This is a genomic window from Bradyrhizobium sp. IC3195 (assembly GCF_020193585.1).
Taxonomy (GTDB): Bacteria; Pseudomonadota; Alphaproteobacteria; order Rhizobiales; family Xanthobacteraceae; genus Bradyrhizobium; species Bradyrhizobium yuanmingense.
On sequence record NZ_JADYVG010000009.1, the window covers coordinates 201,806 to 227,064 of the forward strand.

The 25,259-nt window shown below is 65.1% G+C and carries 25 protein-coding genes and 1 pseudogene; 12 read left to right on the top strand and 14 right to left on the bottom strand.

What is annotated here, in order from left to right:
* The first annotated feature begins 79 nt into the window (after positions 1–79).
* Positions 80–310 carry a hypothetical protein gene (locus I6F09_RS19660; protein WP_225133801.1) on the top strand — a complete coding sequence of 77 codons (231 nt, stop codon included), beginning with the start codon at positions 80–82 and terminating at the stop codon, positions 308–310.
* Positions 311–544: 234 nt separating this feature from the next.
* Here I6F09_RS19660 and I6F09_RS19665 read toward each other — a convergent pair.
* The 3 genes and pseudogenes from I6F09_RS19665 to I6F09_RS19675 form a co-directional block, all read right to left on the bottom strand.
* Positions 545–1,083, bottom strand: a pseudogene (locus I6F09_RS19665) (transposase).
* A 138-nt stretch (positions 1,084–1,221) separates the two neighbouring features.
* Complete coding sequence (locus I6F09_RS19670; protein ID WP_036025392.1) at positions 1,222–1,995, bottom strand: gamma-glutamyl-gamma-aminobutyrate hydrolase family protein; 774 nt, start codon at positions 1,993–1,995, stop codon at positions 1,222–1,224.
* A gap of 90 nt (positions 1,996–2,085) precedes the next feature.
* Positions 2,086–2,790 carry a hypothetical protein gene (locus I6F09_RS19675; protein ID WP_225125148.1) on the bottom strand — a complete coding sequence of 235 codons (705 nt, stop codon included), beginning with the start codon at positions 2,788–2,790 and terminating at the stop codon, positions 2,086–2,088.
* Positions 2,791–3,140: 350 nt separating this feature from the next.
* Here I6F09_RS19675 and I6F09_RS19680 point away from each other — a divergent pair, with 350 nt between their 5' ends.
* Positions 3,141–4,292: an AI-2E family transporter gene (locus tag I6F09_RS19680; protein ID WP_225188833.1), complete on the top strand. Its 1,152-nt coding sequence runs from the start codon at positions 3,141–3,143 to the stop codon at positions 4,290–4,292.
* Between the two features lie 82 nt (positions 4,293–4,374).
* Here the strand turns inward: I6F09_RS19680 and I6F09_RS19685 are convergent, their stop codons facing one another.
* The 6 genes from I6F09_RS19685 to I6F09_RS19710 all read right to left on the bottom strand — a co-directional run bounded on the left by I6F09_RS19685 (position 4,375) and on the right by I6F09_RS19710 (position 8,053).
* Positions 4,375–4,671, bottom strand: coding sequence for an antibiotic biosynthesis monooxygenase family protein (locus I6F09_RS19685; protein ID WP_025036647.1), 297 nt, complete (start codon positions 4,669–4,671; stop codon positions 4,375–4,377).
* Positions 4,672–4,772: 101 nt separating this feature from the next.
* Positions 4,773–5,009 carry a hypothetical protein gene (locus I6F09_RS19690; RefSeq protein ID WP_036010312.1) on the bottom strand — a complete coding sequence of 79 codons (237 nt, stop codon included), beginning with the start codon at positions 5,007–5,009 and terminating at the stop codon, positions 4,773–4,775.
* Between the two features lie 60 nt (positions 5,010–5,069).
* Positions 5,070–6,290 carry a GGDEF domain-containing protein gene (locus tag I6F09_RS19695; protein ID WP_036025401.1) on the bottom strand — a complete coding sequence of 407 codons (1,221 nt, stop codon included), beginning with the start codon at positions 6,288–6,290 and terminating at the stop codon, positions 5,070–5,072.
* 229 nt (positions 6,291–6,519) lie between these two features.
* Complete coding sequence (gene rpsI, locus I6F09_RS19700; protein ID WP_018642439.1) at positions 6,520–6,999, bottom strand: 30S ribosomal protein S9; 480 nt, start codon at positions 6,997–6,999, stop codon at positions 6,520–6,522.
* 1 nt (position 7,000) lies between these two features.
* Positions 7,001–7,465, bottom strand: coding sequence for a 50S ribosomal protein L13 (gene rplM, locus I6F09_RS19705; protein WP_018642440.1), 465 nt, complete (start codon positions 7,463–7,465; stop codon positions 7,001–7,003).
* Positions 7,466–7,624: 159 nt separating this feature from the next.
* On the bottom strand, positions 7,625–8,053 hold the full coding sequence (locus tag I6F09_RS19710; protein ID WP_024341189.1) for a PaaI family thioesterase: 429 nt from the start codon (positions 8,051–8,053) through the stop codon (positions 7,625–7,627).
* Between the two features lie 85 nt (positions 8,054–8,138).
* Here I6F09_RS19710 and I6F09_RS19715 point away from each other — a divergent pair, with 85 nt between their 5' ends.
* The 4 genes from I6F09_RS19715 (at position 8,139) to I6F09_RS19730 (ending at position 11,456) form a co-directional block, all read left to right on the top strand.
* Positions 8,139–8,963, top strand: a complete 825-nt coding sequence (locus I6F09_RS19715; RefSeq protein ID WP_225188834.1) for an enoyl-CoA hydratase — start codon at positions 8,139–8,141, stop codon at positions 8,961–8,963.
* A gap of 26 nt (positions 8,964–8,989) precedes the next feature.
* Complete coding sequence (locus tag I6F09_RS19720; protein ID WP_036010322.1) at positions 8,990–9,574, top strand: CoA-binding protein; 585 nt, start codon at positions 8,990–8,992, stop codon at positions 9,572–9,574.
* 150 nt (positions 9,575–9,724) lie between these two features.
* A complete protein-coding gene (locus I6F09_RS19725; protein WP_036010324.1) occupies positions 9,725–11,005 on the top strand; it encodes an O-acetylhomoserine aminocarboxypropyltransferase in 1,281 nt (426 codons plus the stop codon).
* A gap of 106 nt (positions 11,006–11,111) precedes the next feature.
* Positions 11,112–11,456, top strand: a complete 345-nt coding sequence (locus I6F09_RS19730) for a hypothetical protein (protein ID WP_036025406.1) — start codon at positions 11,112–11,114, stop codon at positions 11,454–11,456.
* Positions 11,457–11,475: 19 nt separating this feature from the next.
* Here the strand turns inward: I6F09_RS19730 and I6F09_RS19735 are convergent, their stop codons facing one another.
* Complete coding sequence (locus tag I6F09_RS19735; RefSeq protein WP_109143558.1) at positions 11,476–12,558, bottom strand: COX15/CtaA family protein; 1,083 nt, start codon at positions 12,556–12,558, stop codon at positions 11,476–11,478.
* Between the two features lie 110 nt (positions 12,559–12,668).
* On the opposite strand from I6F09_RS19735, the gene I6F09_RS19740 reads away from it, so the two are divergent.
* On the top strand, positions 12,669–12,890 hold the full coding sequence (locus tag I6F09_RS19740; protein WP_036010340.1) for a DUF2842 domain-containing protein: 222 nt from the start codon (positions 12,669–12,671) through the stop codon (positions 12,888–12,890).
* Here I6F09_RS19740 and I6F09_RS19745 read toward each other — a convergent pair.
* Entirely contained in the window at positions 12,874–13,920 is a 1,047-nt protein-coding gene (locus I6F09_RS19745; protein ID WP_225188835.1) for a polysaccharide deacetylase family protein, read from the bottom strand. The two genes, I6F09_RS19740 and I6F09_RS19745, sit on opposite strands and share 17 nt — an antisense overlap.
* 128 nt (positions 13,921–14,048) lie before the next feature.
* Between I6F09_RS19745 and I6F09_RS19750 the strand changes: the two genes are divergently transcribed.
* Positions 14,049–15,230, top strand: a complete 1,182-nt coding sequence (locus I6F09_RS19750) for a GNAT family N-acetyltransferase (RefSeq protein ID WP_225125141.1) — start codon at positions 14,049–14,051, stop codon at positions 15,228–15,230.
* Between the two features lie 186 nt (positions 15,231–15,416).
* Here the strand turns inward: I6F09_RS19750 and I6F09_RS19755 are convergent, their stop codons facing one another.
* Positions 15,417–17,771: an exopolysaccharide transport family protein gene (locus I6F09_RS19755; protein ID WP_225188836.1), complete on the bottom strand. Its 2,355-nt coding sequence runs from the start codon at positions 17,769–17,771 to the stop codon at positions 15,417–15,419.
* Positions 17,772–17,971: 200 nt separating this feature from the next.
* Here I6F09_RS19755 and I6F09_RS19760 point away from each other — a divergent pair, with 200 nt between their 5' ends.
* The 3 genes from I6F09_RS19760 to I6F09_RS19770 all read left to right on the top strand — a co-directional run bounded on the left by I6F09_RS19760 (position 17,972) and on the right by I6F09_RS19770 (position 22,192).
* Entirely contained in the window at positions 17,972–19,105 is a 1,134-nt protein-coding gene (locus I6F09_RS19760; RefSeq protein WP_225188837.1) for a glycosyltransferase family 4 protein, read from the top strand.
* Positions 19,106–19,223: 118 nt separating this feature from the next.
* A complete protein-coding gene (locus tag I6F09_RS19765) occupies positions 19,224–20,774 on the top strand; it encodes an undecaprenyl-phosphate glucose phosphotransferase (protein ID WP_225188838.1) in 1,551 nt (516 codons plus the stop codon).
* A gap of 161 nt (positions 20,775–20,935) precedes the next feature.
* On the top strand, positions 20,936–22,192 hold the full coding sequence (locus tag I6F09_RS19770; protein ID WP_225188839.1) for an O-antigen ligase family protein: 1,257 nt from the start codon (positions 20,936–20,938) through the stop codon (positions 22,190–22,192).
* Here the strand turns inward: I6F09_RS19770 and I6F09_RS19775 are convergent.
* Positions 22,161–22,637, bottom strand: coding sequence for a MarR family transcriptional regulator (locus I6F09_RS19775; protein WP_225188859.1), 477 nt, complete (start codon positions 22,635–22,637; stop codon positions 22,161–22,163). The genes I6F09_RS19770 and I6F09_RS19775 overlap by 32 nt on opposite strands.
* Before the next feature lie 147 nt (positions 22,638–22,784).
* On the opposite strand from I6F09_RS19775, the gene I6F09_RS19780 reads away from it, so the two are divergent.
* A complete protein-coding gene (locus I6F09_RS19780) occupies positions 22,785–23,981 on the top strand; it encodes an FAD-dependent monooxygenase (protein WP_225188840.1) in 1,197 nt (398 codons plus the stop codon).
* A gap of 99 nt (positions 23,982–24,080) precedes the next feature.
* On the opposite strand, the gene I6F09_RS19785 is transcribed toward I6F09_RS19780, so the two are convergent.
* Complete coding sequence (locus I6F09_RS19785; protein WP_225125136.1) at positions 24,081–25,259, bottom strand: saccharopine dehydrogenase NADP-binding domain-containing protein; 1,179 nt, start codon at positions 25,257–25,259, stop codon at positions 24,081–24,083.

A 25,259-nucleotide genomic window follows, 5' to 3' on the forward strand; every position in this document is an offset into this window, starting at 1 on the left:
CCGACGCGCTCGGCCTCGGCGAGCGTACGTTGAACCGAAAATTCCAGGACTCACGCACGAGCCGCCGCAATCCTTCATCATGCGCAGCCGTGTCGAGCACGCGCGCACCCCGCTGGAATCGACGACGCAGCCGATCAAGACGATCGCGCGCGCTGCCGGCTATGAGGATGAGAGCAGCTTCCGCAAGCTGACACTGATGTCACGCAATCCTATCGTGCGCGACGGATGGAGCGGGCGGTGTGAGGCTGGTGCCGGTGGCATGACCGATGGACGCAGTCCGGTCGCGGCGCTCTCGCTGGGCACAGCCTGAGCGCATCTACGATTTAACACGGTAGAGAAATCCTGCGCCACGGAGCGGCCATCAGCTTTCGTTCTGCATCTGACTCCAATTCGTTCTCGAAGAACAAATCAGAGCCGCAAAAACCAGGACGGAGCAATTCCTACTGATTGGTTTACTCCGTCGGAAATTCGGGATGCACCTTGGATAAACAGTCCTCGTAGGGCGGATTAGCCGAAGGCGTAATCCGCCTACTGCGTGCGACGCTCACGCACGTTCGCCAAAGTTACCATCCGCGTTGCTATCTCCTGCCAATCCGCCGGAAACAGTCCGGCCTCGACATCTCGGTAAAATGACGAATGCGGCCAATCCAACACGCGGGTCACATATCCGTGCTTGACTGGGTTGATGTAGCAATACTCGATATGGCGTGCATAGTCGGTTTCGTCGCGGATGAGGTGCTCCCAGAACCGGTTCTGCCATACGCCACGCTCCCGTCTTGCGATCTGTACAGCGGTTAAAGGCTCTGTCTTCGGCAGGGACTTCGCGAAGCGCATTTTGATCAATCTCCACCGCATCGAAAAGTCGGCATCGCCGCGGCGAAGCGTCCAGACCGCATGAAGGTGGTCCGGAAGCACGACAAACGCATCGATAGTGAACGAATAGTCCCGACGGGTCGCTGCAACGGCCGCGCGCAGCGCTGCGATGTGCTCGACGAGCAGCCGCTGCCTACGATCATGAAGATTGACCGTGAAGAACCAGCAGCCACCTGGAACAAATGCACGGCGGCATTGCAGCTGCCCCATGAACTAAAGATGGCGGATTACGCCTTCGGCTAATCCGCCCTACTCAGGCCAACCCGAGTGCGCAACGTGGCAGAAGCTGGATTCCCGGCTCTGCGCCGCAACGCTCCGCGTTGCAGCTGGTCCGGGACACGACCGCGGCTACGCCTCCGCCTTCTGCCTTGTCACCAGCGCCTCGCCAAAGGCCTCGAACAGCTTGCGGTTGATCGGATTGTGCTGCGGGTCGTACTCCGCGTGCCATTGCACGCCGAGGGCAAAGCTCGGGGCTTCCGCGATGCGGATCGCCTCGATGGTGCCGTCCTCGGCGATGCCTTCGATCAGCACGCGCTTGCCGGGATCGAGAATGCCCTGTCCGTGCAGCGAATTGACCCGGATCTTCTCGCAGCCGAGAATCGTGGCGAAGGCGCCGCCGGGCGTCAGCTCGACGTCGTGGCGGTCGGCGAACACCACCGTCGGATCGGGATGGATCTCGCCGTTCTCGAGCCGGGGCATGCGGTGGTTCATGCGGCCGGGGATCTCGCGGATCTCGGGATGCAGCGAGCCGCCGAAGGCGACGTTCATCTCCTGCAGGCCGCGGCAAATGCCGAACAGCGGAATGCCGCGGGCGACGCAGGCGACCGACAGGGCCAGCGCAACTTCGTCGCGGTGGATGTCGTAGGGTTCGTGCTTCTCGCAGGGATCGACGTTGAAGCGGGTTGGGTGAACGTTGGCCCGGGCCCCGGTCAAGATGATGCCGTCAACGGTATCGAGCAGCGCCGGGATATCCGTGATGTCGGGGGCTCCAGCGAACATCAACGGCAAGCCGCCGGAGACTTCGGCCACGGCGCGCAGGTTTCGCTCGCCAACCATCTGGACCTGAAATCGATTCTCGACGCGATAGGAATTCCCGATCACGCCGACGACCGGCTTTCTCATCTGTCGTTCCGCGCCTCCCGATAAGAAGATTCCCCAAAGATGCCCCTCCGATGGAACAAATTCAACAGAGGGGATCGCGGGACGGCAATGCTATTTTCGCGCAAATGCCTCCCGGGCGTCCAACCCGCCCTCCACGGGCAGACCCGCGGCCCTCAGCGCAATTGCCGCTGTCTCGCCCGGCGCGGTCAGCCAGGGAAGCTTGGCCTCGATTCCGCGCGTCACGGGCTCCCCGAGCACGCCTCCGAAGTCGATCGGCCAGAACCCGTTGGGCACCACCTCGGCGGAGAAGCCGCGGATCGCATAGCCCTCGCCCAGGATTGCCTCTGCCTTGTCGCTGGCGACAAGGCGCGCGGTGTTGGGATCCCCGAGATCGCCAAAGCTCACGAGCACGGGGGTGAGCTCCCCTTGCACCGGGACAACGCCGGACTGCCGGCTCATGTCCTTGAACGACACCCGGTTGCCGCGCGCGGCGCCATAGGCGCGGAGCGCCACATAGTTGATGTCGTCGAGGTCGAGCTTGGCGCCCTGCTGGTGCGCCAGCAAGACCACGATGTTCTTGCCTTGGCCGAGATCGACGAACACGGCCTCCCCGCGCGTCGTGGTGCGGCCGCTGCGGTTATAGTTGCGATCGGGCACGACAGCGAGAATGGCCGACCCGGTCTTGATCCCGGCGGGCGTCGTCACCTCGACCGTTAGGCGGTATTTGTGGTCCGGCCGGTTGATCCGGATCTGGTCGCCGCCGACGAGCAAAGCCAACAGCCCGAGCAGACCGGCCCACTTGCTGATAACGCCCAAGCGCTCCTCACTTCCTTTTCGCCACCGCTCTGCACCGTTCGCGCGGCAGCGTCAAACCGGCGCGTTGCCGCTCTTGATCGCGGGGCTATCGGGGCTTTTCCCTGCAGTCATCCTTCGAGACGCCCGCTTTAGGCGGGCTCCTCAGGATGAGGGCGGAGTGCGTGGCTACAGTTTCAACAGGCACTGATCCAGATTAGCCTCATCCTGAGGAGGCGCGTAAGCGCCGTCTCGAAGGACGAGGCGTGCGCGCAGGCCTCCGCCAAAAGTGATCTGCGATAGCCCTGCTCTTGATCGGAAGCGTGATTGTCGAAAGAGTGCCCCCATTGCAGCCACCAAAGACAGGATACGATGTGACCTTTCCCGCAGATGAACGATCTCGCTCCCGTGCCGACCTCGCGCGGGATCAGGCCTGGGCGATCGCGGCCGGAGGCATCGGCGTCGTTCTGTTCACCGCGCTGCTCGCCTTCACCTGGTATTTTGCCGCCACCCTGCTGCTGATCTTCACCGGCATGCTGCTCGGCCTCGGTCTCAACGCTCTGGTCAATGCGCTCGGCCGCCGGGTCCAGCTGCCTCACACGATCCGGCTTGCAATCGTCTGCGTTGCGCTCGCTTTGCTGCTCGCGGGCGTCGCCTATCTCGGCGGCGCCACCATTGCCGAACAGGCCTCGCTGCTGAGCAAGACCATCAAGTCGCAGATCACCAATGTCAGGTCCCTGCTCGAGAGCCACGGCATCGACACCAGCTTCTTCGACCCCGGCAACGCTGCCTCGGACCCCGCCGCCAACACCTCCTCGGAGGCAACGCCCGCGCCGGCAACGCCTTCGCGCGCTCCGCTGCCCAGTGCCGGCACGCTCGCCTCCAGCGGCGGGGCGATCGTGAGCCAGACCCTCAAGCTGCTGCTCGGCACCATTCACGGCGTCGGCAACATCTTCATCGTGCTGTTCCTGGGCCTGGCCTTCGCCGCCCAGCCCAGCGTCTATCATGACGGCCTGCTGTTCCTGGCACCGGCGCGGCACCGTACCCGTTTCGCCATCGTCATCGACCGTATTGCTGAAACGCTCGAGCGCTGGCTGATCGCCCAGATCATCGTCATGATCGCGGTCGGTGTCGTAACCTGGATCGGACTTGCCGTCATCGGCATCCCCGGCGCGTTCATCCTAGGAATCCAGGCGGGCCTGCTCGCCTTCATCCCCACGGTGGGAGCCATCATCGCCGGCGTCATCGTGGTGTTGGCGAGCCTCGCCTCCGGCTGGATTCCCGCTTTGTCGGCATTTCTGCTGTTCATGGGCGTGCACGCCATGGAAAGCTACGTGCTGACGCCGATCCTGCAGCGCCAGGCACTCGACATCCCGCCGGCCACGCTGTTCGCGTTCCAGATCCTGCTGGGCGTCGTGTTCGGCATCTGGGGCCTGGCGCTGGCGCTCCCGCTGGTCGCGATCGCCAAGGTCATGATCGACCATGTCAAGACCTACGAGGCGTCGCCTCTCGCGGAGGCGGCCTAGAGCATGATCCGGACCTGGAGGACCGCGTTAGCGGAAAGTGTGGAGCGGTTTTCCGATAAGATGATGCTCCCGAGATAAAGCCTCAGGTCGTCAGCACGGTCTCGGTGTGCTCGACCTCGGGAGGCGCGGCAAAATACTGGCCGACCAGGCCGCGCCATTCCGTGAAATTCTCCGAGCCGCGGAAGTCCACAGTGTGGTTCTCCAGCGTCGCCCATTTCACCATCAGCCGGTAACGCTGCGGCTTCTCGATCGACTTGTGCAGCTCGAAGCCGTGAAAGCCCTTGGAGCGGCCGAAAGCGGCCTTGGCCTTGGCAACGGCGGCCTCAAAATCCTTCTCGCTGCCCGGCTTGACGTCAATTTGCGCGATCTCGGTGATCATCGGCTTTCCACCCTTTTTGTTGATGGCCGTGTCTACCGCAGATGGCGACAAAGAAAAAGGCGCTGAAGCGGCGCCCTGCCCGGTCTGGAAATGCAGGCCTGTCAGGCGAACAGCAGGACCGTGCCCGCGACGATCAGCGCACAACCCGCGAACAACACGAACGGCCAGTAGCTGCGTTGCTGCGTGTAGCGGCCTTGCGCACGACGCTCGGTGATCAGCGCGCTCTCGTATTCGTCCGCAGTGGAGAACAGACAGGCGAAACCGCCGCGGGCCGAGGCAGCTTCGGCTTCGAGCGACATCAGGGCGGCTTGCGGATTCCGTCGACGGATCGATTCCATGACCACGATGGTAGGGATCGAATGGTAAACAGAGATTTACCGCAAGCCCGCCCTGCATGCTCACGCGGTGACCGGACGCGCCTGCGATGCGCCGGTCCGCGCCGCGCTCTGGCGGCGCCAGTTCTCCAGCGACAGCGGCAGCTCCTCGGCCGCCTCGACGCGGTTGCGGCCGCCGCGCTTGGCCTGGTAGAGCGCGGTGTCCGCCGAGGCCAGCAGCACCTCCAGCTCGGTGCCGGCCGGACCTCCGGCAACGCCGATGCTGACGGTGGTATCGACCGGACCTTCGTCGACCACGACGCCGGAGGTCTCGAACGCCTCGCGCACGCGCTCGGCGACCAGCACGCCCTCCTCCAGTGAGCATGGCAATAGCGCGGCGAACTCCTCGCCGCCGATGCGGCCCGACAGGTCGGAGATGCGCAAATTGCTGACCACGACGGTGGAGAACAGCTTCAGCATCTCGTCGCCGGCGGGATGGCCGAAGCGGTCGTTGATCGATTTGAAATGGTCGATGTCGAAGATCATCACGGTCACCGGCCGCCCGGCCTTGGCCTCGCGCTCGATCACGCGCGCACAAGCCTCCGAGAAGCCGCGCCGGTTGAGCATGCCGGTCAAGGGATCGGTCGATGCCGCCGTCCGGTGCGCGGTGACGGTGCGTTCCGACACCAGCATGAAGATCACGAACACGGTACCGACGGCATAGAGTATGAGCTCGACCGCGAACACGGTGACCCAGATGCTCGAGGAGAAGCCGGCATCATGCGGGCGCAGGAAGCTGCCGATCAGGATCGGCAGCATCAACACGCAGCCGTGCATCACCGGCATCACGAAGGCGGGCCAGCGCCGTTGCACGCTCTTGCGCCGTTCGGTCCAGAGCTCGCTCGCCGTCAGGGCCGCGTACACCGAGACGATGCCGGCACCGACGAGCATGCGCAGCATCGATGCCGTGGGATCGAGCAGCGTCGCAGCAGCGACCCAGGCGAGCGCGCCGAGCACGAGCCCCGGCCAGTTCGGGTTGCGGCCGTGGAAGACGCGCGCCGCGTTCCAGACCATGCCGCAGGCGACGAAACCGACCGCGTTCAATGCAAGGTAAATGTGCGGCCCCAGCCTGTCGCCCGCCGCGGTCCATAGTGCGACGGAGGCGGCGCCGAGCAGATAGGCGGTGCCCCACCATTTCAGCGCCGGGCTGTTCTCCTGCTTGCCGAAAAATACCATCATGGCGCCGAGCAGTGCGGCGACCATGGTGGCGACCAAATAGAGCGTGATGCTATCGAGCGACATCATGTCGGCCCCCTCTAGAACATAGCAGTTACGCGATCGGCCCAGCCGATTTGCGCGCCCTTCCGAAGGCGACGCTAGGTCTCGCGGGTTCCATTCAGGTTTTCGCCGGTCCCTAAGTTTTCGGGAAACACGCCATCAATTTGCATACAAACGAACAACAAAAAGGGCGCTGAAATCAGCGCCCTTTTGCATCTCATTGAAGCCGCTTTCGCGGCGAATGCGATAAAAGCGATTAACGCTTCGAGAACTGGAAGGACCGGCGGGCCTTGGCCTTGCCGTACTTCTTGCGCTCGACCACGCGCGAGTCGCGGGTGAGGAAGCCGCCCTTCTTGAGCACGGAGCGCAGCTCAGGCTCGAAATAGGTGAGCGCCTTGGAGATGCCGTGACGGACCGCGCCGGCCTGGCCGGACAGGCCGCCGCCGGCGACGGTGCAGATCACGTCGTACTGGCCCGAACGCTGGGCCACGGAGAACGGCTGCTCGATCATCATGCGCAGCACGGGACGGGCGAAATAGACCTCGACCTCGCGCGAGTTGACGGTGACCTTGCCGGCGCCCGGTTTGATCCAGACGCGGGCGACCGCGTCCTTGCGCTTGCCGGTGGCGTAAGCGCGGTTGAACTTGTCGACCTTCTTCTCGTGCTTGGGCGCCTCGGGCGCGGCCGCCGTCTTGAGCTGCGAGAGCTGGTCGAGCGACTGAATGGATTCGGCCATGTTATGCGGCCCTCGTGTTCTTGCGGTTCAACTTGGCGATATCGATCTTCTCGGGCTGCTGCGCCTCGTGCGGATGATCGGCGCCGCCGTAGACACGGAGGTTGCCCATCTGCACGCGGCCGAGCGGACCACGCGGGATCATGCGCTCGACGGCCTTCTCGAGCACGCGCTCGGGATGACGGCCTTCGAGGATCTGGCGCGCGGTGCGCTCCTTGACGTGGCCGACATAGCCGGTGTGCTTGTAGTAGGTCTTCTGCTCGCGCTTGCGACCGGTGAGGACCGCATGCTGCGCGTTGATGATGATGACGTTGTCGCCGCAATCGACGTGCGGGGTGTAGGTCGGGAGGTGCTTGCCGCGCAGGCGCATGGCGACGATGGTGGCGAGGCGGCCGACGACCAGACCCTTGGCGTCGATCAGCACCCACTTCTTCGTCACCTCAGCCGGCTTTGCCGAAAAGGTTTTCATGTCGGAGTTTCCGTGGACGGGAGATATCGGCGCGAACACCGCACCAGACTGCGCGCGGTTCTAGAGAAGAGCGGCGCAACGGTCAATGCCCCAGAGCCGAAAATAACTAAGCAAACTCAATAACTTAAAAATATGGTGCGATATTACCTGTAAAAAAGCTCAAACGTTTGGAATGGAATAGGTCGAGGTGACATGGGCGATCGGATCGGGTGAGGTCCCGGACAAGAGGTTCACCTCCCCGACCGCAAGGCGCTTGCCGAGCTTGAGCAGCCGGGCCTCGGCCAGCACGTCCTGCCCGGGCTGGCCCTTGCGCAGGAAGTTGATGTTGAGATTGGTGGTGACGGCGAGCCCGATCGGCCCGATCGCGGACAGCAGCACCACGTACATCGCGAAATCCGCGAGCGCCATCAGCGTCGGCCCGGACACGGTTCCGCCGGGCCGCAACATCCGTTCGCTGTAGCGCTGGCGCAAGAGGCTGGTCTGGCCGTCCGCGCTCTCGATCGTGATGTCGTCACCGCTGAAGGCCTGGGGAAACTCGTCACGGAGGAACCGCTCGAGCTCCGCCACGCTCATTTTCGCTAACGCCATGCCGTCCCCACCCTCGCTTCGCCTGCCCTGTTACATTAAGTTATCGGTGTCATCCAATTGCAATCATCTAGCGGAAGTCGCGTCAATGTCCGTTCAGGCCGCCCGCGCCCCCTCCCCGCAACCGCCGATCCTGCTGCGCGAGATCGTCGGCAGCGTCGCCGTGCTCACGCTGAACCGACCAGCCGCGCGCAACAGCCTTTCCGAGGCGATGATCGGACAGCTGCATGCGAGCCTCAACGCAATCGCGGAAGACAAGCACATCCGCGCGGCCGTCATCGCGGCCAACGGCCCCGCTTTTTCCGCCGGCCACGACATAAAGGAACTGACCGCGCGCCGCACCGATCCGGATCGGGGTCGGGCTTATTTTGCGCAGATCATGACGGCCTGCAGCGCGATGATGCAGGCGGTCGTGCATCTGCCGAAGCCCGTGGTCGCGGCCGTCCAGGGCATCGCGACCGCTGCCGGCTGCCAGCTCGTCGCCAGCTGCGATCTTGCGATCGCATCGCACGAGGCGAAGTTCGCTACACCCGGCGTCGATATCGGCCTGTTCTGCTCGACCCCGATGGTGGCGCTGTCGCGCAACGTCCCGCGCAAGCAGGCCATGGAGATGCTGCTGACGGGCGAGCCTGTCACGGCCGACCGCGCCCGCGAGATCGGGCTCGTTAACCGTGTCGTTCCCGCCGGCACCGAACTCGGCGCCGCGATCGAGCTCGCGCAACAGGTCGCGTTGAAATCCGCCTACACGATCAAGCTCGGCAAGGAGGCCTTCTACCGCCAGGCCGAGATGAGCCTTGCAGACGCCTATCGCTATGCCGCAGAGGTGATGACCGAGAACATGATGGCGCGCGACGCCGAGGAAGGCATCGGCGCCTTCATCGAGAAGCGCACGCCGACATGGCGGGATGAATGACCCCCGCCAACAAGAAAAGATAAGTGATGAACCACGACGCCTATCCCGACAATTACATCCGCGGCATCCTCAACAGCGTGAAATCGATCGCGATGGTCGGGGCATCACCGGTCAATGTGCGGCCGAGCTATTTCGCGTTCAAATACCTGATGCAGCGCGGCTACGACATGATCCCGGTCAATCCCGGCCATGTCGGCAAGGAGCTGCTCGGAAAGCCGTTCGTCGCATCACTGTCGGATATCGGCCGCCCCGTCGACATGGTCGACATCTTCCGCAACTCCAGCCACATCATGCCCGTCGTCGAGGAGGCGCTCACGCTCGACCCGCTGCCGAAGGTGATCTGGATGCAGCTCGGCGCGCGCGACGATGCGGCAGCCGCGAAAGCGGAATCAGTCGGGATCAAGGTGGTCATGAACCGCTGCCCCAAGATCGAATATGGCCGCCTGTCGTCAGAAATCTCCTGGATGGGCGTGAATTCGCGCACGCTCAGCTCCAAGCGCGCGCCGGCGCCGACGCAGGGCATGAGGCTGTCCCTCAATCGGATGAGTGTCGGCGGTGGCGACACCGCCGCATCGGATCGCGCTGCGAAGAACAAGAGCGAGCAAAGCTGACGCGATTGCGAAGGCTTCGTTTCGCAAACGCGACAATGCGCAGCACGATCGTTCCCAAAATGATTCCGATGTGACGCCGCGCCTTGACGGCGGGCACGGCGCCGATCAGCATGCCGCGCGAATTTCAGGCCACAAGAACAGGACGCCCAAATGAGCGATCGCCTTCCGGGATTTTCAACGCTCGCCGTGCATGCCGGTGCACAGCCCGACCCCACCACCGGCGCGCGCGCGACTCCGATTTATCAAACGACCTCTTTCGTCTTCAACGATGCCGATCACGCCGCCTCGCTGTTCGGCCTGCAGGCGTTCGGCAACATCTATACCCGCATCGGCAATCCCACCAATGCGGTGCTGGAAGAGCGCGTCGCCGCACTCGAAGGCGGCACGGCCGCGCTCGCGGTCGCTTCCGGCCATGCCGCGCAGGTCGTGGTGCTGCAGCAGCTGCTTCAGCCCGGCGACGAATTCATCGCCGCGCGAAAGCTCTATGGCGGCTCGATCAACCAGTTCACGCACGCCTTCAAGAGCTTTGGCTGGAACGTGGTGTGGGCCGATCCCGACGATATCGCGAGCTTCGAGCGTGCGGTGACGCCGCGCACGAAAGCGATCTTCATCGAGTCCATCGCCAACCCCGCCGGCAGCATCACCGACATCGAGGCGATCTCGACCGTGGCACGCAAGGCGGGCGTGCCGCTGATCGTCGACAACACGCTGGCTTCGCCCTATCTGATCCGTCCGATCGATCATGGCGCTGACATCGTCGTGCACTCGCTGACGAAATTCCTGGGCGGCCACGGCAACTCGCTCGGCGGCATCATCGTCGATGCCGGCACCTTCGACTGGTCCACGGGCGGCAAGTACCCCATGCTCTCGGAGCCGCGCCCGGAATATCACGGCATCCGGCTGCAGGAGACCTTCGGCAATTTCGCCTTCGCGATCGCCTGCCGCGTGCTGGGCCTGCGCGACCTCGGACCGGCGTTGTCGCCCTTCAACGCCTTCATGATCCTGACCGGCATCGAGACTCTGCCGCTGCGCATGCAGAAGCACTGCGACAATGCCAAAGCCGTTGCCGAATACCTCGCGGGACATCCGGCGGTGGCCTCGGTGAGCTATGCCGGGCTGCCGAGCGACAAGTACAATCAGCTCGCGCGCAAATACGCACCAAAGGGCGCCGGCGCGGTGTTCACCTTCAGCCTGAAGGGCGGCTATGACGCCGGCGTCAGCCTGGTGTCGAAGCTGCAGTTGTTCTCGCACCTCGCCAATGTCGGCGACACCCGCTCGCTGGTGATCCATCCGGCCTCGACCACGCACAGCCAGCTCGACGACGCCGCCAAGATCAAGTCCGGCGCCGGCCCGGACGTGGTCCGGATCTCGGTCGGTATCGAGGACAAGGAAGACCTGATCGCGGATCTGGAACAGGCGCTGGGGACGTAGCGCCTGGGAACGACGGCGGCCGTTTTGGCCGCCGTCGGTTAACCCTCATTAACCATATCTGCCTCATACATCGTGCTTGGATCGCCCCTTTGATTCGGAGCCGACGATGCTGCGCTGGATGGTGCCCGCTCTGGCTGTGATGCTGACGGCCTCGGCGGCCATTGCCGCCGATCTGCCGGCGACGCCGAAGCGGCGCGCGGCCGGGCCGCCGCAGGACCCACCTCAGGTCTATGTCGAGACCGATCCGGATGCGCTGATCTCGCCGGCCTACGGCATCGGCAGCTACATCCGCAACCTGCCGGGCACGCCGCTGCTGCCGGGCTCCCACACCTTGCCTGGCTATTACGGCCGCCCCTGGAGCTACGATTATCAGGGCGCCTATTACGGCGGGAAACAGGTCGATTATTTCTGGCGCCTGCCCTATGCGTGCGGCGTCTACGGCTATTGCTGATCAGCCGGGCTGATGGTGATCAGCCGGGCTGACCCACGGGGACCGCGCGCGGCTGCGCCTGCACAGACTGCCGTGACGCCAGCCGCTCCACCTGCATCACTGCCAGCGTCAACACCACGATCGCAACCGCCTGGTGGGTCAGCGCGAGATCGATCGGCACCTGGTTGAGCAGCGTGAGGATGCCGAGCACCGCCTGCACGCTCACCGCCGCGAACAGCCACAACGCGCCGCTCGCGGCCGCACCTGCACGCGAGCGCACCGCGTCGATCGCATGCAGCAGCGCCAGCACGATCAACACGTAGGCGGTCATGCGGTGCTCGAACTGCACCGTCAGCACATTGTCGAACATGTTGCGCCACCACGGCGTCTCGAACCACAGCCGTTCCGCCGAGGGGATGAGCGCCCCATCGATCTCAGGCCAGGTGTTGTAGGCCCGCCCGGCACGCAAGCCCGCGACCAGCGCACCGAAATAGATCTGCACGAAGGTCACCGCGAGCAGCACCGCGCTCGTGAACCGCAGCCGAGCCGGCGCCGCGATCTGCGGCCGCTGCTCGAGCCGCCGCACCGTCCAGACGATCCCGGCGAAAATCAGGAGCGCGAGCGAAAGATGCGTCGCCAGCCGATATTGCGACACCTCGGTGCGTTCCGTCAGGCCCGAGGCCACCATCCACCAGCCGACCGCCCCCTGGAGGCCGCCGAGCGCAAACAGCAGCCACAGCCTGCGCTTCAGCTCACCCGACAGTCCGCCGCGCCAGAGGAAGAACAGGAACGGCAGCAGATAGGCGACGCCGATGAAGCGGCCGAGCAGCCGGTGGCTCCACTCCCACCAGAAGATCGTCTTGAACTCGGACAGGCTCATGCCTGAATTCAGCTCGCGATATTGCGGGATCTTCTTGTAGGCCTCGAACGCCTCGGCCCATGCCGCTTCCGACAGCGGCGGAACACTGCCCGTGACCGGCTTCCATTCGACGATCGATAGGCCCGATTCCGTCAGTCGTGTCGCACCGCCAACCAGCACCATCAGTGCGATCAGCGCGGCCACACAGATCAGCCACCAGCGCACGGCGCGATGCGGCTCGGATGGGGCGGAATTCGTCGTCATTTCAAGGACAAAACCAAGCCTGTGGCGAAGAGACTTGAACCAGGTTGAGTGCCCCTTATAGTCCCCCGCTCCCGCAGCGCAAGTAACGCGAAAGCCTTAAAGTTCCCGCCATGACGATCCGCACCCGCAAGTTCCTCGGCGCCATCCTGCTCCTGGTGCTGGCCACCGTTTGGGCCCTGCTCGGCATGGCGGCGGCGCAGATGCCGTGGATCGCCGAATCCGGCTGGCGGCAGGCGATCTACTACGTCGTGGTCGGCATGGGCTGGGTGCTGCCGGCGATGCCGATCGTGAGCTGGATGCAGCGGCCCGATCGCCTCAGGTCTGGCTCGTAGCGCTCCCGGTCGGCCGCACCGGCGCAAAAGCGGCGCCCGACACCAGCACGCGCAGCATCCGCAGCGAGCGCACCCGCCCGTCCCAGGAGATCCGCGGCAGCGCGCGCAAGTTCGTCCGTCCCTCCGCCTCCACGATGCCCGGGATCGTCGAGGCCGCGCTGGCGAAGCCCGCCTGCTCCGCCATCACGACGTGGCTGCGCCGGAACGAAGCGCGGTCGCCGAACGGATAGGCGAAATGCCTGATCTCGCGGTTGAAAGCCGATTCCGCCACGGCCTTGCCCATCGTCATCTCGCGCAGTGCGGCCGCGTCCTTCATGTTGGCCAGCATCGGATAGTTCACCGTTGCGCTGCCGATCGTCACGAGCGGATCGCCGGCGAGCCTGGCGAGGTCCTCCCAATCCATCGACGCCTCGCGCGAGAGCGCGGCGAGGTCGATCCGGTAGCGCGTACAGAGATCGGCGATCGCGGCCGACAGATCCGCCGGCGGCAGCGAGCGCAGCCAGCTCTCCAGATGCGAGAACAGCGCCTGCTTCCCGGCCTTGTCGGCGACCGTGAAGCGCTGCTCCTTGTTGCCCATCATCAGGTCGATGCGGCTCTCGCGCGCGATCACCTGCTCCAGGGCGAGCCACCAGGCCTCGCCGACGCCGTCGGGAAAAGCGGTCGGCACATAGATCGTAAAAGGCACGGCGTGACGCGCCAGCACCGGATAGGCGAAGGTGATGAGATCCTTGCCGGCGCCATCGAAGGTCAGCGCCACGAAGCGACGCTTCTCCGGCAGCATCACCGCGCGCCGGCAGACCTCGTCCATGCCGAGAAAATCGTAGTTCCACCGCTTCAGCGCGCGGATGGCGCGATCGAGGAATTGCGGCGTAATCTCGTGCTCGCGCAGCGGCTGAAATCCGCGCCGCCGAGGCCGCACGTAGCGGAAACGCAGGATGGCGCCGGCACCGCGACTGCGCAGCATGGCCTGGCCGGTGAACCAGGCCAGCTCGAGGCGCAGCCGTTCCAACCATCTGTCGTCGGAAGCCAAAATCCCACCCTTCGCGCGCGCCGGCGGTCAGTTCCCTCGCCCCAGTCATTACCCTTTGTTGACCTTTGTTTGCAAAGGTCGGCCACGGGCCGAAATACGTATTTTCGATTTCTCGACAGGTTTCGCGAATGACCATGGCTGCGGCGATGCAAAGCCGGACGGCAGAAGCGCCAGCGCGGTCGAGAGCGAGCCGTATCGCGCGAGTGGAGATCGTCACGGATCTCGCCGAGGCCGAGGCGGTCTGGCGCGGCTTCGAGGCGAGCGGCCATCTCTTCACGCCCTACCAGCGCTTCGACCTGCTCGATCCGTGGCAGCGGCTGGTCGGCGCCCGTGAAGGTGCCCGGCCGTTCATTGTGATCGCCCGCGACGCCGATCGGCGCCCGCTCCTGCTGCTGCCGCTCTCGCTGCGGCAGGGCCACGGCGTGCGCACCGCCGGGTTCATGGGCGGCAAGCACACAACCTTCAACATGGGCCTGTGGAACGCCGAGTTCGCAGCCGAGGCCGCCAGCGCCGATCTCGATGCACTGCTTGCGCCGCTCGGCGAGCACGCCGACGTGCTCGCACTGACACAGCAGCCCGAGCGCTGGCACGACCAGCAAAACCCGTTTGCAGCCCTGCCGCGGCAGCGCCCGATCAACGGTTGCCCGCGACTGGTGATGGAGCCGGGCGGCCCGCCGGCCTCGCGGATCAGCAATTCCCTCCGCCGCCGCCTCAAGAGCAAGGAGAAGAAGCTTCAGTCCCTCGCCGGCTACCGCTATCACCTGGCGACGTCGGACGCAGACATCATCCGCCTGCTCGACTGGTTCTTCCGTGTCAAGCCGGCGCGGATGGCGGAGCAGAAGCTGCCGAACGTCTTCGCCGAACCCGGCGTCGAGCAGTTCGTCCGCAGCGCCTGCCTCGCGCCGCGCGGCGAAGGTCATGTCATCGACATCCATGCGCTGGAATGCGACGAGGAGGTGATCGCGATCTTCGCCGGCGTCGCCGACGGCGAGCGCTTCTCGATGATGTTCAACACCTACACGATGTCCGAGCACGCCCGCTACAGCCCCGGCCTGATCCTGATGCGCTACATCATCGACCGCTACGGCGAACGCGGCTACCGCTCGCTCGACCTCGGCATCGGCTCGGACGATTACAAGCGGATGTTCTGCAAGGACGACGAGGCGATCTTCGACAGCTTCGTCCCCCTGACCTCGCGCGGCAAGCTCGCGGCCATGGCGATGTCCTCGCTCAGCCACGGCAAGCGGCTGGTGAAGCAGAACCAGATGCTGTTCGACATGGCCCGCCGGCTACGGCAGGCGTTCGGGTAGCTCTTTCCACTTGCACGGCTGTCTTCCCTTCTCCCCTTGTGGGAGAAGGTGGCGCGAAGCGCCGGATGAGGGGTATGCCTCCGCGAGCTCGAATGGAAAGGTGAACTCGCGGAGAGATACCCCTCACCCGTCTCGCCGCTAACGCGGCGAGCCACCCTCTCCCACAAGGGGAGAGGGTAAGAAAGCCTACGCCGCCACCACGCGCGGCGTCTCGGCGGCATCGGACGGCTGCACCGGCTTGCTCAGCATCGCCACCGCGCTGAAGCCGACGGCTCTAAGCTGCTCGCACATCTGCGCGCGCGCATCCGCCGCCATCGACGCATCGGGCACCACGACGGCGCGGGCATGGGCCGTCAACAGGTCGGCCGGCAGGTCTGAGGCGCTGCCGGCGTCGATCAGCACGTGATCGTAAGCTCGCAGCAGCGCGTCGATCGCGAGTGCGACGCGCGGCGACTGCAGCAGGCTGCGGTCGAAGCCGGGACGGCCGGCCATCACCAGATGCAGCCGCGACAGCTTGTCCCGGGTGATGACTTGCGCGAACGAGGCCTCGCCCTGCATCAGCTCGGCAAGGCCGGGAGCCTGCGCATCGGCGGAGACTGCGGCAATGGTCGGCGAGGAGGCGGCGAGATCGACCACGACGACGCGTGCATCGCGCGCCAGGTTCCGCGCCAGCGTCAGCGTCGACAGCGTGATGGCGTCGCCCGGCGCCGTGCCGAGCACCGTGACCTTCTTGGCCGCAGTGCCTGCGGCACGCAGATCGTCGGCCAGACGCTCGATCTCGGCGAATTCACTCGTATCCAAATCGGCCGCCATCTCCGGCTGCAGCGGCGCGGGCTCCGCCAAGACCGGATCCAACATTGGTTCGCCGCCCCTTTCGACCACGGGCTCGATGGCCCGCTGAACGACCAGCGGCTCCTGGCGCACCGGCGTCTGCGCGGAGCCCATTGCCGCGCCCGGCGCGGTCTGGCGCAGCAACTCGCCGGTGACGACGACGCCGGACGAGAGCAGCAGCGTTGCGATCGTTGCGATCAGCACGATCGGCAGCTTCTTCGGATAGGCCGGCGTGTTCGAGACAATGGCGCGCGAGATGATGCGGCCGTCGGTCGGCGCCGTGTCGATGGTCTCGCGGGTGTTGGCCTCGCGGTACTTGGCGAGATAGGTCTCGAGCAGATCGCGCTGCGCCTTGGCCTCGCGCTCCAGCGCACGGAGCTGGACGTCCTGGCCGTTGGTGGAGGCCGCCTGCTTCTTGAGCTGCTCGAGGCTCACGGTGAGGCCATCGACCCGACCGCTGGCGATCCGGGCGTCGTTCTCGAGCGAGCGCGATATCTTGGCGGCTTCGTCTCGAATCTGATTGTCGAGGTCGCCGAGCTGCGCCTTCAGCTCCTTGATGCGGGGATGATTGCCGAGCAGCGTCGACGATTGCTCGGCGAGCTGCGCCCGCAGCGTCACCCTCTGCTCCGACAGCCGGCGCATCAATTCGGAGTTCACGACCTCCGACGCCTCGATCGGCTTGCCGCTCTGGAGCATCTCCTTGATCAGCCGTGCCTTGGATTCCGCATCCGCCTTCATCGAGCGCGCATTGTTGAGCTGGGTATTGACCTCGCCCATCTGCTGGTTCGACAGCGTGGTGTTGTTGGTTCCGACGAACAGGCTGGACTTGGAACGGAAGTCCTCGACCCGCGCCTCGGCGTCCGAGACCTTCTTGCGCAAACTCTCGATCTCGCCGGCCAGCCATTGACTGGCGTTCTTGGCCTGCTCCTGGCGCGCGGCCTGCTGCAGCACGAGATAGCCGTCGGCGATCGAGTTGGCGACGCGCGCGGCGAGCTCGGGATCGGCGGACTGGAATTCGACCACGATCACGCGCGACTTGTCGACGGCGTAGGCCGAAAGTCGCTCGTAATAGGAATCGAGCACGCGCTCTTCCGGCGTCATCGCGAACGGATCGCGGACGATACCGACGAGCGCGGCAAGCGACTTCAGCGGCGAGATGCCCTGCAGCACCGGGTCGAATTCGGGGCGCTCGGCGAGCTTGTTCTTCTTGATGATCTCGCGCGCCAGATCGCGCGACAGCACCAGTTGCACCTGGCTGGTGACGGCCTCGGCATCGAGCGCCTGCCGCTCCTCGGTGCGGTCGCTGTTCGGACGCAGGAACACGTTCTCGCGGCCGTCGATCAGAATCCGGGTTTCAGATTTGTAGCGCGGCGTGACGAGATTGACGATGGCGAGCGAGGCAACGAGCGCCAGCACCGTCGGCACGATGACCCAGCCGCGCTTGCGCGCCAGGGCCGCACCGAGCGCGTGCAGGTCGATGTCGCCGGATTCGACCTGCCCAGGCTTGGCGATGACAGGCGCGGGCTTCGCTTCGATCTTGGCCTCAACCTTGGCTTCGATCTTTTCGGCTTCCGCTTCGCGCTTTTCGGCCTTCGTTTCGCGCTTTTCAGCCTTCGCTTCGCTCTTGGGCGCAGCTTCGCCTTTGGACTTCGCGACGGCCCGCGCGATCACAGCCTTGTCCTTGCCGGCACGCCAGAACGCTAAACGCATCGAACACTCCCGCAGGCAATGCTGCGACTCTACCTCAACCGGGGCGATTACACTCCATTAAGGTTGCCGCTGGGTTAATCGTGACGACCAGCGCCTTGTGCACGTCGACCCGTCACCGTTTGTTAACCACGAGGCCCCTTAATCCATCTCGATTTTTCACGAGAATTGTTCGGCAAGTCGCCGTCGAGCTGGTTTTGATCATGCCCCCCTCTCCCGACCGGCCGCTTCGCATCCTTCACGCCGTGCGCGCTCCGGTCGGCGGCATCTTCCGCCACATCCTCGACGTCGCCAACGGCCAGGTCGACCGCGGCCATCATGTCGGCATCCTCGCCGACAGCCTCACCGGCGGCGAGCGCGCCGACAAGGCGCTGACCGAGCTTGCGCCGCGCCTGAAGCTCGGCGTCCACCGCATGGCGATCCGCCGCGAGCCGTCGCCCGATGACGTCCTGGTATGGCTCCGCATGCGGCGGCTCATCGCCACGCTCAAGCCAGACGTGCTGCACGGCCACGGCGCCAAGGCCGGTGCCTTCATCCGCATGCGGCGGCGCTCGGACGACACGATCCGGATCTACACCCCGCATGGCGGCTCGCTGCATTATCCGCTCAACACCTTCAAGGGCGAGTTCTACGCGCGGCTCGAACGCGCGCTGATGGACTCCACGGACCTGTTCCTGTTCGAGAGCGCCTTTGCCCGCGACACCTATCAGCGCATCGTCGGCATGCCCAAGGGCGTGGTGCATTGCGTCTTCAACGGCGTGACGCCGGAGGAATTCGAGCCGGTCATAACCGCCGAGGATGCGACCGACCTCTGCTACGTCGGCGAGTTCAGGCACATCAAGGGCGCCGACCTGCTGGTCGACGCCGTGGCGCGCCTGCACGAGGGCGGCAAGAAGGTCACGCTCACGCTCGGCGGCGACGGCGAGGAGACGGCCGCGCTGAAGGCGCAGGTCGAGCGGCTTGGCCTCGCGAACGCCATCCGCTTCATCGGTCACGTCAAGGCGCGCTACGGCTTCTCCAAGGGGCGGCTGCTCGTCGTCCCCTCGCGCGGCGATTCCATGCCTTATGTCGTGATCGAGGCCGGGGCCGCGGGCATTCCGATGATCGCATCCAAGATCGGCGGCATTCCCGAGATCCTGGGCGTCGACAGCCCCGCACTGTTCGGCCCGAGCGATCCCGAGGCCATGGCGGAGGCGATCGCCGCAGCGCTGGACGATCCGCAAACCACCGCGCAACGCGCACTTTCCTTGCGCGAGCGCATCTCGGCGCACTTCTCGCAAGCCGCGATGGTCGAGGGCGTGCTCGCCGGCTATCGCGACGCATTTGCCAATCATTAACCATCCTTAAGTCCAGCTTTAGAGAATCTTCCGATTTGTTCGATAATCGAAGCGCCAGGGTATGCTTGCCCGGGCGCGCAATGCCGTGCCGCGGGTTCTGGAATGGACGTGAACGCCCGTGGAACCGCTCAACGCACGCTCGATGCTCGATGCCGCGGCCAGCGCTGCGGCAAAGCCTGCTGACCAGCCCTTCGTGGAGCGCCGTCGCCGGCTCTCGCCTGCCGCGCTCGACGTCGTCAACCAGAAGGTCGCCCGCGCCTATTCGCCGATCGTGATCGCCGGCTTCGTGCGCCTTGCCGATTTCGCGCTGCTGAGCCTCGTCGGCATCGCAATCTATCTCGGCTACGTCATGCCGCTCGCGGGGGCGTTCAGCTGGATCTATCCAGCCGAGGTCATCGCCGTCGCCATCGCCGCCGTGGTCTGCTTCCAGGCTGCCGACATCTACCAGGTGCAGCTGTTCCGTGGTCAGCTCCGGCAGATGACGCGGATGATCTCGTCCTGGTCGTTCGTCTTCCTGCTCTTCATCGGCATCTCCTTCTTCGCCAAGTTCGGCAGCGAAATCTCGCGGCTGTGGCTCGCCGCCTTCTACTTCCTCGGACTCGCCGCGTTGGTTGCCGAGCGCCTGGTGCTGCGCGCGCTGGTCCGCGCCTGGGCGCGCCAGGGCCGGCTCGACCGCCGCACCATCATCGTCGGCTCCGACAGCAACGGCGAGCAGCTGGTCGAGGCGCTGAAGGCGCAGGAGGATTCCGACATCCACGTGCTCGGCGTGTTCGACGACCGCAACGACAGCCGCGCGCTCGACACCTGCGCCGGCGCGCGCAAGCTCGGCAAGGTCGACGACATCGTCGAGTTCGCCCGCCGCACCCGCGTCGACCTCGTGCTGTTCGCGCTGCCGATCTCGGCGGAGACCCGCATCCTGGAGATGCTGAAGAAGCTCTGGGTGCTGCCGGTCGATATCCGCCTCTCCGCGCACACCAACAAGCTGCGCTTCCGGCCCCGCTCCTATTCCTATCTCGGCGAGGTGCCGACGCTCGACGTGTTCGAGGCGCCGATCACCGATTGGGACCTGGTGATGAAATGGCTGTTCGACCGTATTGTCGGCAGCCTTGCGCTGCTCGCAGCCCTGCCGGTGATGGCGTTGGTTGCGCTCGCCGTGAAGCTCGACAGCCCCGGCCCGGTGCTGTTCCGACAGAAGCGGTTCGGCTTCAACAACGAGCGCATCGACGTCTACAAGTTCCGCTCGATGTACCACCATCAGGCCGACCCGACCGCCTCGAAGGTGGTGACCAAGAACGATCCGCGCGTCACCCGCGTCGGCCGCTTCATCCGCAAGACCAGCCTGGACGAGCTGCCGCAGCTCTTCAACGTGGTGTTTTCAGGCAATCTGTCGCTGGTCGGCCCGCGCCCGCATGCGGTGCAGGGCAAGCTGCAGAGCCGGCTGTTCGACGAAGCCGTGGACGGCTATTTCGCCCGCCACCGCGTCAAGCCGGGCATCACCGGTTGGGCCCAGATCAACGGCTGGCGCGGCGAGATCGACAACGAAGAGAAGATCCAGAAGCGCGTCGAGTTCGACCTCTATTACATCGAGAACTGGTCGGTGCTGTTCGAGCTCGTCATTCTCCTGAAGACGCCGGTCTCGCTGCTGACCAAGAACGAGAACGCGTATTGAGTTGAGTTTTCTCTGTCATGCCCCGCGTAGGCGGGGCATCCAGTACTCCGTAGCGCCAGTGGTTTCCACGATAGGCGCAGCGGAGTACTGGATCGCCCGGTCAAGCCGGGCGATGACGGCTGTGTTGTGGCGCATGAGTTGCGTAAGCGTATGAGCGTGTGATGGCGTATGCGGCGACAGCCGGTGGAGTGAACGCAGCCGCAACGGCCGCGCCCGGCGTGCTGGCGTTGCAGCGCGCGCTGGTGTGGCTGGTCGGCGCCTCTGGCGCCATCGTCTTCATCGAGCCGAGCCCTTACGAGATCGCGACGCTGCTCGCGACCGTCACCTTTTTCGCCACCGGCCTGCGCCTGCGTCTCGTGCTGATGCCGCTGTTGTTGATGCTGATCCTGCTCAATGTCGGCTACACCATCAGCGCGATTCCGCTGTACGAGCGGACGGAGGTGGTGAGCTGGATCGCGACCTCCTGGTACATGGCGGTGACCGTGGTGTTCTTCGCCATGGTCATCTCCGAGGACACCGAGGCCCGGCTCGACATGCTGCGACGCGGCCTCGTGGTCGGCGCGATGATTGCCTCGCTGCTGGCGATCGCCGGCTACTTCCACCTGATTCCCGGCGGCAACGACCTCTTGACGCTCTACGGCCGCGCGCGCGGCACCTTCAAGGACCCGAACGTGCTCGGCGCCTACCTGATCCTGCCGGCGCTGTTCGCGCTTCAGAGCGTGGTCTCCGATAAATTGGCCAAGGCATTCCGCAACGTCATCGCCTTCGGCATCATGTCGCTGGCGATCCTGCTCGCCTTCTCGCGTGCGGCCTGGGGCGGCCTGGTGCTGACCTCCGCCTTCATGCTGGCGCTGATGGTGCTGACCAGCCGCACCAACGCGCAACGCTCGCGCATCGTCATCATGGCGATCGTCGCCGCGGTGCTCGGCCTCGCGCTGATCGCCGTGCTGCTGTCGTTCGATTCCACGGCGGAGATGTTCAAGCAGCGCGCGAGCTTCGGCCAGAGCTATGACGAAGGCCGCTTCGGCCGGTTCGGCCGGCACATCCTGGGTGCGGAGATGGCGCTCGATCTGCCGTTCGGCATCGGTCCACTGCAATTCAACCGCTACTTCCCCGAGGACACCCACAACTCCTACCTCAACGCCTTCATGTCCGGCGGCTGGCTCTCCGGCGTGTGCTATCCCGCGCTGGTGTTCACCACCGTCATCATGGGTTTCCGCCACGTCTTGATCCGTGTGCCGTGGCAGCGCGCCTACCTCGCGGTCTTTTCCGCCTTCCTCGGCACCGTCGGCGAAAGCTTCGTGATCGACACCGATCACTGGCGGCACTTCTGGATGATGCTGGGCGCAGTGTGGGGGATGATCGCAGCCGCGCAAGCCTACAAGCTCAGGTCCGGCGAGGACGCTTCTTCAGCTTGAGATCCGGCCGCTTTTCCGGCGGCGTGTCGAGCAGACCTTTCAGTGCCTCGGTCGCAGCGAGCGTGCCCCTATATGCTTCATTGGAGAAGCGAAGCAGCAGCCGCAATTCCTCGTCGGAATAGCCGTTGCAGACGTTCTCCATCGCCTGCTGCATCGGCACGTAATACTGGCCGAGGCCGGCGATCGCCTCCGGCACGACCGTGATGAAGACCTTGCGACGATCCTTCTCGTCTCTTTCGCGCCGCACCAGGCCCGCCTTTTCGAGCCGGTCGACAACACCGGTGATGGCACCGGTGGTCAGGCCGGTGACCTCGGCGAGCCGCCCTGCCGTGACGCGGCCTTCGAGATACAGGATGTCCATGCATTCGAGATCGGAATTGGCAATTCCGGCAACGTTGGCAACGGTCTGTCCGTAGAGCACGCCCTGCGCGGAGGACCTGCGCATGGCGTCCTCGAGTTCCTGCAGCAGCGCAGCGCGCGCCTTCGTCCTTGACAAGGCCCACCTCATCTCTTAGGCAATATATATCTTAGTCACTAAGATAATTAGTGACCGTAATTTCTCCTAGCACCACGGAAACGTCGGGAGCAAGCCATGGCCCACCGTCCCCGCAAGGCGCTGATCATCGGCGCCGGCATCGCCGGCCCCGTCGCCGCGATCCTGCTGCGCCGCGCCGGCATCGAATCAGCGATCTACGAGGCCTGGCCCTATTCGAAAGGGATCGGCGGCGGCCTGCAGATCGCACCGAACGGCATGCATGTCCTGGACGAGATCGGGCTGGCGAAGCAGCTGATCGACCGCGGCTCGGTCGCGGAAGCCTTCGACTTCTATTCGCAGGGCGGCGAGAAGCTCGGCTCGATCAACCGCGACCTGGCGCGGCGCTTCGGCCAGCCGGCCGTCAACATCGCGCGCGCCACGCTGAACGAGATCCTGATCGACAAGGCCTGGTGCGCCTCTGTCTCGCTCTATTTCGAGAAACGCCTGATCAAGATCGAGGATCGCGGCGACCAGCCGATTATCGCCTACTTCGCCGACGGCACCACCGCCGAAGGCGACTTCCTGATCGGCACCGACGGCGTGCACTCGGTCGTGCGCCGCCAGGTGGTGCCTGACGGCCCGCAGCCGTTCGACACCGGCCTGATCGGCTTCGGCGGCTTCGTGCCGCATGCCGTGCTCGACGGCAGATCCAGCGGCCAGCACGTCGAAACGACCTTCGGCCAGAGCGGCTTCTTCGGCTACGGCTATTGCAGCTCCGATCCGAAAGACGGCGTGATGTGGTGGAGCACGCAGCCGGCGCACGGCATGGACGCGGCGACGTTCCGCGCGCTCGACCATGCGACGGTGAAGCAGCATCTGCACAGCTTCCATCACGGCTGGCATGATCCGATCCCCGCCATCATCGAAACGGCCGAGAACATCGTGGTCACCGACACGCTCGACGTCGCGACCCTGCCGACCTGGTCGTGCAAGCGTTCGCTTCTGATCGGCGATGCCGCGCACGCGACCAGCCCTCACGCCGGCCAGGGCGCCTCGCTGGCGCTGGAGGACGCGATGCGATTTGCTCGGCTGATGCAGGAGGGCCAGGAGCTCGGCGCCACTTTCCAGGCCTTCGAGGCCGAGCGCCGCCCGCGCACCGAGAAGATCGTCGCGATCGCCCGCCGCAACGGCAACAACAAGCGCGAGTTCAGCGCCACCGGCGCCTGGATGCGCAATCAGATGCTGAAATGGCTGCTGCCGCTGGGCGCCAAGGGCATGGACTTCATGTACGCGTACGATGCGCGGGCGGCGTGACAGAGACGGTGCCGTAGGGTGGGCAAAGCGCAGCGTGCCCACCACCGAGAGATGGTGGGCACGGGGCGTTGCGCCTTTGCCCACCCTACGAGAGCCAACCTAGCTCTCCACTTTGAACGTCAGCCCGGCATTGTCCTGCAGCCGCTTGATCAGCTTGTGCTGCATCGCTGCGCCCGGCGTCCAGAAGCCGGCGGGAACGTCGCTCGCATCGCGCAGCAGGCAGATGGCGCATTCGGAGATCATCTTCGAGGTCGAGCCGTAGCCGGGATCGCGGTCGCCGGTGACGCCGGCGCGGACCATGCGGCCGTCGGGGGCGATCGCGACATAGAGCAGGTTGAACAGGCCGTTCTCCCGCTCCTCCTTCGACGGCCCCTCGCCCGGCTTCGGCGCGTTCGGGCCGGTCTTCTCGGCATTGGCCGCCATCACGCGCTTGGCGTTGGCCTCACCCTTCTCGCCGGGGCCAGTCAGCACCATCTCGTCGTAGACGAAGTCCTTCCCGTAGGGAAAGCCCATCAGCATGTTGGAGCGATGGACGTTGCGGGTGTTGATCAGCGCCATCATGAACGGCGCGGCCCAGGATTGCAGGTCCTCCTCGAAGACCGCCCTGTTGCCCTTGGGCTGCTTCGGGCCGGTGAAATCAGGCGTCAGCGCGAAGTGGTCGTTGAGGATGGCGACGAGGCTGAGATCCTTGGCGACGGCGTCGAAGGTCGCCTTCGCGCTCGCCGCCGTGCCGCCTGACAACGTGCCGCGCATGTCGCGCACGCGGCCCTTCACGCGCGGTGCCGGCGCGCCGAACACGCGCCTGGCTTCCTCCTGCACGAAGAAGGTGCCGAGCTCGAACGGCACGGAATCATAGCCGCAGGAGAACACGATGCGCGCGCCGCTCGCCTTGGCCGCCGCCTCGTACTTGTCGATCATCTGCCGCATCCAGACCGGCTCGCCGCAGAGATCGAAATAATCGACACCCGCAGCGACGCAGGCAGCTAACAGGTCCTCGCCGTAGAACTGGTAGGGGCCGACCGTCGTGATCACCGATTTGGTTTGCGCCACCATCGCCTTCAGCGACGCCGCATCCGACGCATCCGCCACGATCAGCGGCGTGTCGGCCGGCGCGCCGATCGCATCGCGCACCGATTTCAGCTTGTCGAGGCTGCGGCCCGCCATCGCCCATTTCAGCGCCTTGTCGTCCTTGTAATGCGCCGCCAGATATTCGGCGACGAGCTGGCCGGTGAAGCCGGTCGCGCCGTAGACGACGATGTCGAATTTCGCAGAGCTCAT